The sequence below is a fragment of the Chryseobacterium sp. KACC 21268 genome (assembly GCA_028736075.1).
GTDB lineage: Bacteria > Bacteroidota > Bacteroidia > Flavobacteriales > Weeksellaceae > Epilithonimonas.
This window is the reverse complement of record CP117875.1, coordinates 951,285-965,147: the sequence shown is the minus strand read 5'-3', so window position 1 is coordinate 965,147 and position 13,863 is coordinate 951,285. Positions and strand designations below refer to the sequence as shown.

Annotated in this window: 13 protein-coding genes; 1 reads left to right on the top strand and 12 read right to left on the bottom strand. The window is 39.2% G+C overall.

The window, feature by feature from the left end; translation table 11 throughout:
* Positions 1 to 27: 27 nt before the first annotated feature.
* From paaZ to PQ459_04540, 12 genes are all read right to left on the bottom strand, one after another.
* Positions 28 to 2,073, bottom strand: a complete 2,046-nt coding sequence (paaZ, locus tag PQ459_04595) for a phenylacetic acid degradation bifunctional protein PaaZ (protein WDF47768.1) — start codon at positions 2,071 to 2,073, stop codon at positions 28 to 30.
* 93 nt (positions 2,074 to 2,166) lie between these two features.
* On the bottom strand, positions 2,167 to 3,372 hold the full coding sequence (gene pcaF, locus PQ459_04590) for a 3-oxoadipyl-CoA thiolase (GenBank protein WDF47767.1): 1,206 nt from the start codon (positions 3,370 to 3,372) through the stop codon (positions 2,167 to 2,169).
* Positions 3,373 to 3,450: 78 nt separating this feature from the next.
* Positions 3,451 to 4,608, bottom strand: a complete 1,158-nt coding sequence (locus tag PQ459_04585; protein WDF47766.1) for a 3-hydroxyacyl-CoA dehydrogenase NAD-binding domain-containing protein — start codon at positions 4,606 to 4,608, stop codon at positions 3,451 to 3,453.
* A gap of 98 nt (positions 4,609 to 4,706) precedes the next feature.
* Entirely contained in the window at positions 4,707 to 5,192 is a 486-nt protein-coding gene (gene paaJ, locus PQ459_04580) for a phenylacetate-CoA oxygenase subunit PaaJ (protein ID WDF47765.1), read from the bottom strand.
* Between the two features lie 87 nt (positions 5,193 to 5,279).
* Positions 5,280 to 6,047 carry a hypothetical protein gene (locus PQ459_04575; protein WDF47764.1) on the bottom strand — a complete coding sequence of 256 codons (768 nt, stop codon included), beginning with the start codon at positions 6,045 to 6,047 and terminating at the stop codon, positions 5,280 to 5,282.
* 138 nt (positions 6,048 to 6,185) lie between these two features.
* Positions 6,186 to 6,950 carry a phenylacetate-CoA oxygenase subunit PaaC gene (gene paaC / locus PQ459_04570; GenBank protein ID WDF47763.1) on the bottom strand — a complete coding sequence of 255 codons (765 nt, stop codon included), beginning with the start codon at positions 6,948 to 6,950 and terminating at the stop codon, positions 6,186 to 6,188.
* A 365-nt stretch (positions 6,951 to 7,315) separates the two neighbouring features.
* Positions 7,316 to 7,603, bottom strand: a complete 288-nt coding sequence (gene paaB, locus PQ459_04565) for a 1,2-phenylacetyl-CoA epoxidase subunit B (protein WDF47762.1) — start codon at positions 7,601 to 7,603, stop codon at positions 7,316 to 7,318.
* Positions 7,604 to 7,664: 61 nt separating this feature from the next.
* Positions 7,665 to 8,624 carry a 1,2-phenylacetyl-CoA epoxidase subunit A gene (gene paaA, locus PQ459_04560; protein ID WDF47761.1) on the bottom strand — a complete coding sequence of 320 codons (960 nt, stop codon included), beginning with the start codon at positions 8,622 to 8,624 and terminating at the stop codon, positions 7,665 to 7,667.
* 60 nt (positions 8,625 to 8,684) lie between these two features.
* A complete protein-coding gene (locus tag PQ459_04555) occupies positions 8,685 to 8,981 on the bottom strand; it encodes a hypothetical protein (GenBank protein ID WDF47760.1) in 297 nt (98 codons plus the stop codon).
* A 19-nt stretch (positions 8,982 to 9,000) separates the two neighbouring features.
* Complete coding sequence (paaK, locus tag PQ459_04550; GenBank protein WDF47759.1) at positions 9,001 to 10,083, bottom strand: phenylacetate-CoA oxygenase/reductase subunit PaaK; 1,083 nt, start codon at positions 10,081 to 10,083, stop codon at positions 9,001 to 9,003.
* A gap of 77 nt (positions 10,084 to 10,160) precedes the next feature.
* Complete coding sequence (locus PQ459_04545) at positions 10,161 to 10,757, bottom strand: TetR/AcrR family transcriptional regulator (protein ID WDF47758.1); 597 nt, start codon at positions 10,755 to 10,757, stop codon at positions 10,161 to 10,163.
* 71 nt (positions 10,758 to 10,828) lie between these two features.
* Complete coding sequence (locus PQ459_04540) at positions 10,829 to 12,904, bottom strand: thiamine pyrophosphate-dependent enzyme (protein ID WDF48688.1); 2,076 nt, start codon at positions 12,902 to 12,904, stop codon at positions 10,829 to 10,831.
* A 225-nt stretch (positions 12,905 to 13,129) separates the two neighbouring features.
* On the opposite strand from PQ459_04540, the gene PQ459_04535 reads away from it, so the two are divergent.
* A complete protein-coding gene (locus PQ459_04535; protein ID WDF47757.1) occupies positions 13,130 to 13,741 on the top strand; it encodes a T9SS type A sorting domain-containing protein in 612 nt (203 codons plus the stop codon).
* The last annotated feature ends 122 nt before the right edge of the window (positions 13,742 to 13,863 follow it).

The window sequence follows — 13,863 nt, the reverse complement described above, 5'->3', positions numbered from 1 at the left end:
TAAATTAAATTTGATATTACAATAATATTATTCTTGATTAAGTTTTTTGACCAATGTCAGAATCGTAGCAATCGCGACAGTTTCTCCGGTTTCGTCGTAAACATCCACGAGCCAGCGTACGATTCCTTTGGCAATATCGTCTTCGTCGCGTTTTTCCTGACTGATTTTTTCTTTGCAGGTAAACTTCACGCCAATCGTCATTCCAGGATAAACGGGTTTCACGAAACGGCATTCGTCCAAACCGTAATTCAGTAGAACCGGACCTTTTCTCGGGTCAACAAACAATCCTGCCGCTTTGCTCAAAATGAAATAGCCGTGCGCGACTCTGCCTTCGAAAATAGTTCCTTCCAAAGAGGTTGCGTCCATATGAGCATAAAAATTGTCACCGGAAACATTGGCAAAATTAGTAATATCAGCTTCTGTGACCGTATGTTTTGCCGTGATGTAAGTTTCGCTGACTTTCAGTTCTTCAAAATATTTTCTGAATGGATGAATATTGTCCTCGAACTGTTTTCCGCCGTATTGATATTGTTGCGTGATATTGGTCAAAGTCGTTGGCGAACCTTGAATCGCCGTGCGTTGCATATAATGAAGAACGCCACGTTTTCCGCCCATTTCCTCACCTCCGCCAGCTCTTCCCGGGCCACCGTGAACGAGCATTGGCAAAGGCGAACCGTGACCTGTACTTTCTTTTGCGCAATCAGAATTGAGAATCAAAATCCGCCCGTGCATCGATGCGGCGCCGATGACAAATTCTCTTGCAAAATCGTCATCAGCCGTCACAACAGAACAACAAAGTGAACCTTTTCCCATTCTCGCCAACTCAATCGCTTCATCGATATTATGATAAGGAATAATCGTGCTGACTGGTCCGAAAGCTTCAATGTTATGGCAATCTGTATATTTAAAAGGGTCGGAATTAAGGAATAAAATCGGGGAAATGAACGCGCCTTTGTTTTTGTCCGCACCTTTCACATCGAAATCATCTAGATTTCCGAAAACGATTTCCTGAGTCTTGGATAATTCTTGAACCTTTTCAGAAACTTCCTTCAATTGGTCTCTGTTTGCCAAAGCACCCATTCTCACACCTTCGACATTCGGGTCTCCGATGATAACGGTGGAAAGTTTTTGCCCAAGCGCAATCTGAACATCTTCGACCAAATTGATAGGCACTAAGATCCTTCTCACCGCCGTACATTTTTGTCCGGCTTTGGTTGTCATTTCACGAACAGCTTCTTTGATGAACAAATCAAACTCAGCTGTTCCAGGTTTTGCATCTTCACCCAAAACCATTGCATTCAGGGAATCTGCTTCCAAATTGAAAGGCACAGATTCTTCAAGAATTCTCGGATGAGACTTTAGCATTTTCCCTGTGGAAGCCGAACCTGTAAACGTTACAACATCTTCGCTAGTCACACTTTCCAGAATTCCGTTGGCCGAACCACAAATCAATTGCAGACTTCCTTCGGGTAAAATTTGTGAAGCAATGATTTCTTTAACGACAACTTCCGTCAAAAAACTTGTTGCTGTCGCAGGTTTTACGATTGCAGGAACGCCAGCCAAAAGATTGACCGCGATTTTTTCCAACATTCCCCAAACCGGAAAATTAAACGCATTGATATGAATCGCAACCCCACGTTTCGGCGTGCAAATATGATGTCCGATGAAAGTTCCTTCCTTGGAAAGCTTCACCGATTCGCCATCTATATAATAAGGTAAGTCTGGAAATTGTCTTCGAAGTGATGCATTCGCAAAAAGATTTCCTATTCCACCTTCGATGTCAACCCAGCTATCAGCTTTGGTTGCGCCGGTTGCCCAACTCACTCTGTAGAACGTTTCTTTCTTTTCCAAAAGATGAAAAGCGAGTTTCTTCAACATCAAGCCTCTTTCCTGAAAAGTGAGTTTTCGAAGAGCCGGACCGCCAACTTTTCTGGCATAATCCATCATTTCCGCAAAATCCAAACCTTTGGAAGTCGCCGTTGCCACCAAATCGCCGTTGATGGAATTATATAAAGCCTGCCCTTCTCCCTCTCCTTTTTTCCATCTGCCGAGCGCGTAATTTTCTAGTTGCATAATTTTTAGATTTTAGACTTTTAGATAATAGACGGATAGATGATAGATTTTAAAATGTCTATATTCTATTCGTCTATCATCTATTCGTTTGATTTAAACTTTCTCAATAATCACCGCAAAACCTTGTCCCAAACCAACACACATTGTTGCCAAGGCATATTTTTTATTTTGGTTTTGAAGTTCGTACATCGCGGAATTCAGGATTCTTGCACCACTCATTCCGAGTGGATGTCCAAGTGCAATGGCGCCGCCGTTCGGATTGATTCTGGAATCGTTATCATCCAATCCCCAGGCTCTGATGCAGGCCAAACTTTGTGCAGCGAATGCTTCATTTAATTCAATAATATCAATATCATTAAATGTCAACCCTGCTTTTTGCAATGCCAGTTCTGCGGCTTTTACAGGACCGATTCCCATCAATCTTGGTTCAACACCTACAACAGCGCTGGAAACTATTCTTGCTTTTGGTGTTAATCCAAATTCTTTAATCGCATTTTCCGAAGCCAATAAATTAACTGCTGCACCGTCATTCAAACCAGAAGCATTTCCTGCCGTGACTGTTCCGTCTTTTTTGAACGCTGTTCTTAATTTTGATAAGCCTTCTAAAGTTGTATCATTTTTAGGAAATTCATCTTTATCGAAAATCAAATCTTCACCTTTTCTTTGAGGAATATTGACTGGAACAATTTCTTGAGACAATCTTCCGCTTTCCTGAGCAACTTTCGCTTTATGCTGAGAATTAAAGGCAAACAAATCCTGGTCTTCACGGGAAATCTGGTCACGTTCAGCCAAATTTTCGGCTGTCTCACCCATTGCATCCACGCCGTACATTTCTTTCATTTTCGGATTGATGAATCGCCAGCCGAAAGTCGTATCGTAGATTTTCGCATCGCCTCCAAAAGGATTCTCGGACTTTGAAATCACCAATGGTCCACGCGTCATATTTTCAACACCACCCGAAATCATCAAATCGGCATCGCCAACTTGAATTGCTCTCGCTGCATTAATCGCCGCCGACAAGCCGGAAGCGCAAAGTCTGTTGACCGTTTCTCCGGGAACGTGATAATCCAAACCGGAAAGCAAAGCCGACATTCTTGCGATATTTCGGTTGTCCTCGCCGGCTTGATTGGCGCAACCTAAAACGACATCGTAGATTTTACTTTGGTCGATGTTCGGATTTCTTTCCAATAATTTTTTGATGACAAAAGCCGCCATATCATCGGGACGAACGGAAGATAAACTTCCTTTCAGTTTTCCAATCGGCGTTCGGATGCCATCTATTATATATACTTGGTTCATTGTTGTTGGTTGTTGGTTGTTGGTTGTTGGTTTTTCAGCGAATAATAAATCTATCAACCGAAAACCATCAACCATCAACTAGTTATAAAAAGTTTTATTTTGTTTTACTAAGTTTCTGATAATCGGACTGCATCTGTAGCGGTCTTCGTGGTAGAAATTATAAAGTTCGTCGAGTTCGTTCTGAAGATTTTCCAATCCAAATTTATCTGCCCATTTCAATAAACCTTTTGGATAATTCACGCCTTTTGTCATTGCCAAATCGATGTCTTCTGCTGAAGCTATGTTTAAGGAATAAGCGTCTGAAGCTTCGTTCATAAGCATTACTAAGATTCTTTTGAATATTAATTCTAATAATTCTGGATTTTCATTTGGTTTTGCTTGTTCGGCATCTTGTGAATAATCGTAAAAACCTTTCCCCGATTTTCTTCCTAAGTAGCCTGCTTCGAATAATCTTTTTTGTGTGAATGACGGTTTGAATTTCGGGTCGTAGAAAAACTCTTTGAAGACACTTTCCGTCACTCGGTAATTCACGTCGTGACCAATGAAATCCATCAGTTGAAATGGTCCCATTTTGAATCCGCCTAAACTTGTCATTGCAAAATCAATCGTTGCGCAGTCGGCGATTCCTTCTTCCAAAATCCGAATCGCTTCTCCGTAAAATGGTCTTGCCACACGGTTAACAATAAATCCAGGTGTATCTTTCGCAATCACCGGCAGTTTTTTCCAGCTTTCTACAAGACTTTTCACTTTTGAAATTAATTCTTTATCCGTCTGAACCGCAGGAATAATTTCTACCAAAGCCATCAAAGGCGCCGGATTGAAAAAGTGAATTCCAATCATTCGTTCCGATTTCTGACAAGCCGATGCAATAGATGCAATGGATAAAGATGACGTGTTGGTCGCCAAAATGCAATCTTCGGAAACCAGACTTTCCAGCTTTTTAAACAAATCTTTCTTGATTTCCAAATCTTCAACAATCGCTTCGATGATTAATTCTGAATCTTTCAGTTCTGATAACTTATCGCTCAATCGGATATTATCAAAATAAGTCTCAGCTTCTTCGAATGTCATTTTGCCTTTCTCAGCCAATTTTTGAAACTGTGCTTCGAGGTTTTTTCCGGATTTTTCTATGGCAGTTGGATTGCTGTCGTACAACAAAACCTGGTTTCCCGTTGTTGCCAAAACCTGTGCTATTCCGGTTCCCATTGCGCCACTACCGACTATTCCTATTTTCATTTTTTTTTTGTAAAATGTATGATGTAAAAAGTACAATGACTTTTTTATTTCGTTTTAATTTAACTCCAACAACTATCAACTAACAACCATCAATCACGTTAATGGCATTTAAAATAATCAAAAGGCTCTTTGCAATCATCGCATTGGTACAATGCTTTGCACGCTGTGGAACCAAACTGACTTACCAAATGGGTGTGTTTCGAACTGCAAAGCGGACACTCGACCTCATCTGTTTTTGAAAATAGTTCGTCACCATTTTTTGAATAGACAGGTGGCGCAATGCCATAAGCTTTCAGTTTTTGTTTTCCTTCTTCCGTCATCCAATCGGTTGTCCACGCGGGACTCAACTGGTTTGTTATTTTGATGTTATTGAAACCTTTTTCAATCAGTTTTAGTTTAATTGACATATTAATCATCGATGTGGCGGGACAACCTGAGTATGTTGGAGTCACTACCACTTCTATTTCGTCTTCATTGAATCGCACATCACGGATGATTCCCAAATCCAAAAGATTGAGAACGGGAACTTCCGGGTCGGGAACTTCCTTCAAGATTTGCCAGATGTTGTTTTCCGTAATTGTCATTTTTTATTTTATCGTCCGTCGTTTCAAACCTCACAGGTTTCGAAAACCTGCGAGGTTTAATACAGTAACATTTTTCTTATTGTAAAACTATTTCTTGACTAGTTGTATAGAATTATAATTAAAATCAACTACGTTGTAAATTCCATTTATTTCTGGTAGACTAGTATTTAAAGATATTGTTTTATATTCTTGTTTCCAGTTACCTTGGGTGTAAATGGTGTCGTATTTTGTTTTTTCACTTGTGGTAGTATTTCCATAAATTAATACTCTTCTAACTTTTAAAATATTGGTAGTTAAATCCAATTCGATATGCCTTTCAAAAACATTTTTAGGAAGATTATCTATTCCTAAAAAGTAGTACCCTCTGGAATACGTATCGCAATTATTCGAAATAAAATCTACTTCTCCTTTATCATAATCTTGACCTTTTTTGGTTAAAAAAATAGTGTCCAAATTTTTAGTTATTCCAGCAAGCCAGACGTCTTTTAGTTCTATTGTTGAAAAATCAGTATTAATTTTTCTTAAACGGATAGTGTCCATATCCCAGACACTTCCTTCTGAGACACCGCCACGTCCACTTTCAGCACTTAAATGCTTTTTTTCGTAACCAGTCTTTGTAATTTCTTCAGCTATAAAAATAGGATTTCTGCCAAATAGACTAACAAATCCCATCTCTGTTATTTCTGATAATTCAAATCGTCCATTTTTATCTGTAAATGTTTCTCCAACTTTACAACTATCTACAGGAACTCCATTCGCATCAACGATTACCCCTATTAATTTGGGTCTCAAAACTTTTTTAGTACAAGAAAAAATTAATAAAGGAAAAATTAATAATAGAATTAAGCTTTTCATTTTTAAAATTTGTTTTTTTCTAACTCGCTCTTTTTAAATGCCTGCACTTAGTCCTCGATATATTTAATTATGGATTTATTTGTGTCACTTTCCTGATTATAAGCAACCGATTAGCTACTCGTGCCTTTGCGTTGTAATTTACCATTCCATATTTGGATAAGTGCGTTGCATTATTTGCATTTCTGCTAAGATGTAACCCATTTTCTCCGTGTGCTTTCCATCTTTTCCGCCTATCAGTTTTCTTGATTTTTCGAAATCGATGGATAATGTGGCCTCGTTCAGGATTTCCAGAACTTTGGTTTCCCATTTTGTTCGGAAGTTTCTGATGTCTGGGATTATTTGTTGTTCAATTAATTCTGATTCCCAGTTTGTAGGAATGAACATTTCGTCTGTGAAATCTACCAAATCATTGACTGACTTCTGGATTCTGTTGTAGCTTTCTTCTGTTCCGTCGCCCAATCGAATCATCCATTCACTGCTCCATTTTAAGTGATAAGTGACTTCTTTCAAAGATTTTTCTGCAATGGAAGCGAGTTTCAAATCTGAGTGGTGTTTCAGTTCTGTCAATAATAAATGGTGATAAGCATCGAAGAAAAACTGTCTCGCAATCGTATCTCCGAAATGGCCGTTTTCTTTTTCTATCAATAACAGATTCTTGAAATCACGTTCGTTTCTGAGGAATGCTAAATCGTCTTCCGTTTTTCCTTCATTCTGAATCTCAGCGGCATATTGATAATAGTTGGAAGATTCTCCCAGCAAATCCAAAGCGATATTTGACAAGGCAATATCCTGTTCCAAGACGGGACCTTTTCCGCACCATTCGCAAAGACGCTGTCCGAGAATAAGGCTGGTGTCTGCGAGGTGCAGGAGATAATTGAGCCAGTTGTTTTTATTGTTTTCCATTGTTTAGTACAAAGGTTTTTAACTTTTATTAATTCTTTTTGTCATTCCGTAGGAATCTAGACTGTTGAGATTCCTACGGAATGACAATATTGGGTTTTTAGAATAAATGTTATTCTATGATGAATCTGCAGCCCGACTTGAGTGGAAATCCTTTTTGGTGGCTGGAAAAGCCAAGGCAAAAAGATTGTGAACGGAAGGCGGAAATAGCTGCCACAAAAATCATATTTATTTATTATCTTTAACTCTCAAATTGGTGCTTCTGAAAGTCCGTCTGGGAAAGGCTTTCAAATAGTAGGCTTTGTCTTAGGTAAAAGTAAGCTTAGTCTTGAGTGAAAGTAAGCTTACTTTTTATCGAAACGAAGCTTCTACATATTCTTCACTTCCTCCGGAACGTGGTAAAACGTCGGGTGGCGGTACACTTTGTCTTCGGAAGGTTCGTAAAACGCTTCGGAATCGTCGGGATTGGTGGCGTGGATATGCTTGGATTCTACGACCCAAATGCTGACGCCTTCCATCCTTCTGGTGTAAACATCGCGTGCATTTTGGATTGCCATATCAGCACCTGCCGCGTGGAGACTGCCAACGTGCTTGTGGTCGAGGCCTTGTCTGCTTCTGATGAAAACCTCCCAAAGTGGCCATTCTGTATTTTGCATAATATTTCAGATTAGACACGGATAGATTAGAGATTATAGACTTTAATCTACCGGCTTGTAATTAAACTGTTTTTCTGTTTTGTTCTTCTCTTAATTTTCTTTTCTCGTGGTACGCGGTTGCGGCTTCTCTTACCCAAGCGCCGTCGTCGAAGGCTTTTTTGCGGGTTTCGACACGTTCTTTGTTGCAAGCGCCATTGCCTTTGACCACTTTCCAGAACTCATCCCAATTGATTTCCCCGAATTCGTAATGTCCGGTTTCTTCATTGAATTTCAAGTCTGGGTCGGGAATCGTCAAGCCCAGATATTCTGCCTGAGGAATGGAAACATCTACGAAACGCTGTCTCAACTCGTCATTGGTGAAGCGTTTGATTCGCCATTTCATTGACATTTCTGTGTTTCCAGACTCTGCATCTTTGGGTCCAAACATCATCAACGTCGGCCACCACCAACGGTTGAACGCATCCTGAGCCATTGCTTTCTGCTCTGGCGAACCTTGTGCGAGTTTCATCATCAGCTCGTAACCTTGTCTTTGGTGGAAACTCTCTTCCTTGCAAATCCGAACCATCGCTCTGGCGTAAGGTCCGTACGAAGCTCGGCAAAGTGGCACCTGATTCAGAATTGCAGCGCCATCAACCAGCCAACCGATTGCGCCCATATCTGCCCAAGTGAGCGTTGGATAATTGAAAATACTGGAATATTTGGCTTTTCCGGAATGCAAATCGTTGATGGTTTCGTCTCTCGTAACGCCCAAAGTTTCGGCGGCACAATAAAGATACAAACCGTGACCAGCCTCGTCCTGAACTTTTGCCAAAAGGATTTTCTTTCGGTTAAGAGTTGGAGCGCGCGTAATCCAGTTGGCTTCCGGCAACATTCCTACAATCTCGGAATGGGCGTGCTGAGAAATCTGACGAATCAGGGTTTTCCGGTACGCGTCTGGCATCCAGTCTTTTGGTTCAATGCGGATTTCGCTGTCTATCTTATTCTGAAAATGTTCTTCTAAATTGATTTCTGTTGTTTCCATAATGTTTTGGTTTAATGGAATTATTTTTTTCTATGAGATGTTAAAGAGTATTACTAATGCCTATCCATAGCTCTTTTTCCACTTCTTTGTTCTTGAATTGTAAACTTTTGAAGTTCCTAAATCTAGTCCATACCAAACTTCATATTCATCTTTACTTTTCTTTACATAGAAGGAAAGACTTTCTTCTTTTTCATCTATTCCAATTTGTCTTAAACTCTCAGGAAGTTGACCATTTTCCTTCTTATACAATTCAACCTTGCTTATAATCGTATTGGCATATTTTTCTTTTTCACCAATCAAATCAGAGCAATTCATTAGTATGATGAAAGTTATTAGCAAGAAAATTATTTTTTTCACTGTCTAATTTTTCTAATTATTATTTAATATCAAAATTCACAACCACTTCCTCCGACCTCGGATGCGCCTGGCAGGACAAAATAAATCCTGCGGCAATCTCGTCTGGTTCCAGGGAATAATTGATGTCCATCACGACTTCGCCTTTTTCCAGTTTGCATTTGCAGGTGGCACAAACACCGCCTTTGCAGGCGTAAGGCAAGTCGGCTCCGTTTTGCAAAGCAGCGTCCAGAATGGTTGGGCCGTGGTAGGCTAAATCTAATTTCAAAGCGGTTGCATCCAACTTGACGGTGACTTTGCTAAATACGTCATCCGATTTATTGATTGCGGATTCGTGCTCTTTTTTCTTTTCGGCAGATGCTGCGCTGAAAAATAATTCGAAGTGAATCTTCTTGGCATCTACGCCGGAACTGACCAAAGTGTCTCTCACGCCGAGAATCATCTCCTCTGGTCCGCAAAGGAAAACCTCATCTATTTTTTCTGCTGGAATGATATTGTTGAGGAATGATTTTGCTTTCTCGGAATTGATTCTGCCACTCAACAAATCGGCGTCGGCAACCTCGCGGCTGAGAATGTGATAAATGCTGAAACGTTCCATAAAACGGTTTTTCAAAGCTTCGATTTCTTCTTTGAAGATGATGGTCGCTTTGTTTTTGTTTCCGTAAATCAGAATGAACTGGCTTTGAGGCTCGTTTTTCAAAACTGATTTGATAATGGAAATAATCGGTGTGATTCCACTTCCAGCTGCAAAAGCGACGTACGTTTTTTTATTTTCGGGATTGAGTTCTGTGTAGAATTTCCCCATTGGAGGCATTACTTCCAAGACGTCGCCTTCTTTCAGATTTTCATTCATAAAAGAAGAGAAGAGACCCTCGGGAACTTTTTTCACAGCGACTTTCAATTCGTTTTCGTGCGGACTTGCACAGATTGAATAGGAACGCCGAAGTTCCTCGTTGCCATTGATTTGTCGGAAAGTCAGGTATTGGCCTTGCGTGAATTTGAATTGTTCTGCCAATTCTGCAGGCACATCAAAACTAACGGAAACACAATCCTGCGTTTCTTTCTTGACTTTTTTGACGGTTAAAGGGTGAAATGTTGTTGACACGTTTTTTTATAATTGATGAGCGATAAGTGATAAATGATTAATTCAAACTGTCTAAATTATCATTCATCGATTATCATTTATGAGTTAAGGCCTTTCATTAATAATGTTTTCAAATCATCTTCCAATTCCTGTGGTGTGATTTCGCGGCTTGGTTTGTACCAGAGTTCTATCCACCTTAATGAAGATAACATCGTGAAAAGCGCGACGGAAACATTCATTTTTTTGAATTCGCCGTTTTGCATTCCTTGTTCTATGATGTTGGCAAAGCTTTTTTCATAGGATTTTCTGGTTTGTTTGTATTGATTCTTTTTCTCTTCGCTTAAATATTTCCAATCGTTATTTGCTACAGAAACTGAGGCAGAATCTTCGATAATCAACTGAACGTGAAGTCCAATGATAGCGTTCAGTTTTTCCTGAAAAGTCTGATTTGTACTTTCAATTTCCTGAAGTTGGGAAATGTATTGATTGGCAATTTTGAAGCAAATCAGTTCGAGAATTTCGTCTTTGGATTTGATGTGATTGTACATACTTGCCGCTTCCATTCCCACTTTTTCTGCAAGGTCGCGCATACTGGTTCCGCCGAAACCTTTTTCTTTGAAAAGCATTGCGGCCTCGGACAAAATCAATTCTTTTTTATTGATTTTTATTTTGTTTGGAATTGTTTCTGTTTCCATATTTTTAACGCAAAGTGCAATTTCATCAAAGTTATTTCCCCAGCCCTAAAGGGAGTAACTTTGATGAAATTCTAATACTTTAGTAATTGTTCTATTTCTTTAATTAATTTCTGGGTGTTCGGCAACATTTCCTTTTCCAATTCGGAATTGATAGGAATTGCCGGTAAATCTTTGGCACCAACTACTTTTACCGGAGCGTCCAAATGTCTGAAACAATTGTCGTTGATTCTTGCTGCGAGACTTTGAGCAAAACTATTATTCACAGGTTCTTCCGTCAAAACGATGCAACGATTGTGTTTTTTAACGCTTTCGAAAACTCGGTTTTCATCTAAAGGTGCGAGCGTTCTCAAATCAATGATTTCGATTTGATATTCAAATTCTTTTGCTGCGTTCGAAGCCCAATAAACGCCCATTCCGTAAGTGATGATGGTCAACGTTGGTTTGTCCTGGCGATTTTCGCAAAGCAAAACTTCTCGCGCTTTACCAAATGGAATGACGTAATCTTCGTCTGGCTCTATGGTTTTTGCATTTTCTGTGCCTTCGATTTTTGACCAATACAATCCTTTATGCTCTAACATTACAACAGGATTTGGGTCGTAGAAAGCGGCTTTCATCAAACCTTTCAAATCTGCACCGGTTGAAGGATACGCGATTTTGATGCCTTTGATATTCGTCAAAACACTTTCAACCGAACTTGAATGATAGGGTCCGCCACTTCCGTAAGCGCCAATCGGAACTCGGAGAATCATTGACACTGGCCATTTTCCATTAGACAAGTAATAACTTCTGGAAACTTCGGTAAATAACTGATTCAAGCCTGGCCAAATGTAATCTGCGAATTGAACTTCGACAATTGGTTTCAGTCCAACCGCGCTCATTCCTACTGTTGAACCGACGATAAATGCTTCCTGAATTGGAGTATTGAAAACTCTCTTTTCTCCAAATTGTGCTGCCAACGTAATTGCTTCACGGAAAACGCCGCCTAATCTCAAGCCAACATCTTGTCCATATAATAAGGCTTCCGGATGTTTTGTCATCAATTCTCTGATGGCGAAAAGGGCGCAATCTACCATTACGGTTGGAATTTTTCCGCTTGGAGAACGTTCTCCTTTTTCTTCGGTGATTGGCGTTGGTGCGAAATCGTGCTTGTACGCGTCTTCCGGTTTTGGGTCTTCTGCTAAAACAGCGTTTTCAAAATCGGTTCTTACGAGTTCTGCAATTTCTTTTTCTATGGTTTCGACTTCAGAATCTTCTACGCTGAATTCTGAAAGTTGATTTCTTAATTTGATTAATGGGTCATTTTTCGCGCATTCTTCCAAATCATCGCGGTACCATTCTTTTCGTACGCCGGAAGTATGGTGATTTAAGAGAGGAACTTTGGCGTGAATCAGCATTGGCCGGCGTTCTTCACGAATGATTTTGATGCATTCTTTGACGGTTTCGTAGGATTTGATAAAATCTGTTCCGTCGATGGTCCTGGTTTCGATGCCGTTGAAACCTTCCATATATTTTGTGATATCCTGCGCTCGGATTTCGTCTGCGCTGGCGGAAATATCCCATTCGTTGTCCTGAACCAGATAAAGAATTGGCAATTGTTTCAAAGCTGCCATTTGGAACGCTTCGGAAACTTCGCCTTCTGTGCAACTTGCGTCACCCAATGAGCAGACTGCGATTGGTTTATCATCGAGATTTTCGGCGATTCCCGTTTCTTCTTTGTACTTCATTCCCATTGCAATTCCGGTGGTTGGGATGGCTTGCATTCCTGTTCCAGAACTTTGGTGGATGATTTTCGGGAAATCGTCCCGTCTAAGACTTGGATGTGCGTAATAAGTTCTTCCGCCAGAAAATGGGTCGTCGCGTTTTGCTAAAAGTTGAAGCATCAATTCGTAAGGCGTGATTCCGATTCCGAGCAATATAGAATCGTCTCTATAATAAGGACTCACGAAATCCTGTGGCAACAACTGCATTCCCAAAGCGAGCTGAATCGCCTCGTGTCCGCGGGAAGTGGCGTGAACGTACTTTGAAGTGATTTTTTTTTCCTGTTCAAATAAATCTGTCATCGTTTTTGCCGTAAACATCAGACGATAAGCTGACTTGAGTAAATCAGTCAGAGAAATTTCTTTGTTTAAAAAATGTCTTTTGGTCATTTCCATATTTAAACATTTGACATTCAGATAATTAATTCTGATATTGAATTATGAATGTGATTTAAACAAACTTACGAATTTTATTTTAACTAACAAATGTTAGTTAGTTTTTAATTGATATGAACAAATGGTTTTTTAAATATAAAAAAGACAATAAATTTTATTCCAACGCAACATTTTGGTATATATAATTCATTATATTTGAATCAATTAAAACTAAAAACTATGAAAAAAACTTTCCTTTTTATCTTTGCAATCCTTTTCTATAATTTAGGATTGGGACAAAACAATCCTGTTCAAAATTTATCGTGGTATCATACACATATATTTCCCTACAACAATATTTTCTCTCTATCCTGGGCTCCACCTGCAACTCCTCATAATAATTTAATTGGATATAATATTTATCGTGGAAATGAATTATATAGATTTCAAACTAGCACATCTTTAGGATGTGACTCACGCTTTGGAATAAGTGATGGATGTGGTTTTGAATATTATAAAGATGGCGGTGCATTTATTGGCTATGTCGCAGCTGTTTACGCTGGAAATGCAGAATCAGAATATGTTTCTTTTAATGTTGGAGGCGCTATGTTATATGTTACTGACTCTTCATTAAAACCAATAAACATTTTCCCAAATCCTGCAAAAGACATTCTGAATTTCTCAGTAGAAGTTTCAAATATTAAAATAACCGATAGTTCCGGAAAAATAGTTAAACAAATTTCAACTGCAGAAAAAGCAATCAATCTTGCTAAACTTGCAAAGGGAACTTACATTATTTCTGCAACTACAAAAACTGGAGAAACAGTCAATAAGAAATTTATAAAAGAGTAATATTCGTTTTTAAAAACGTTAATCCTTTCACTATTTATGACAATGAAAGGATTTTTTGTTTAATATCATTAAAATATGTTCGTCATCACAAAATAAAAATTTAAATTTTGTAGTTTTGAAGA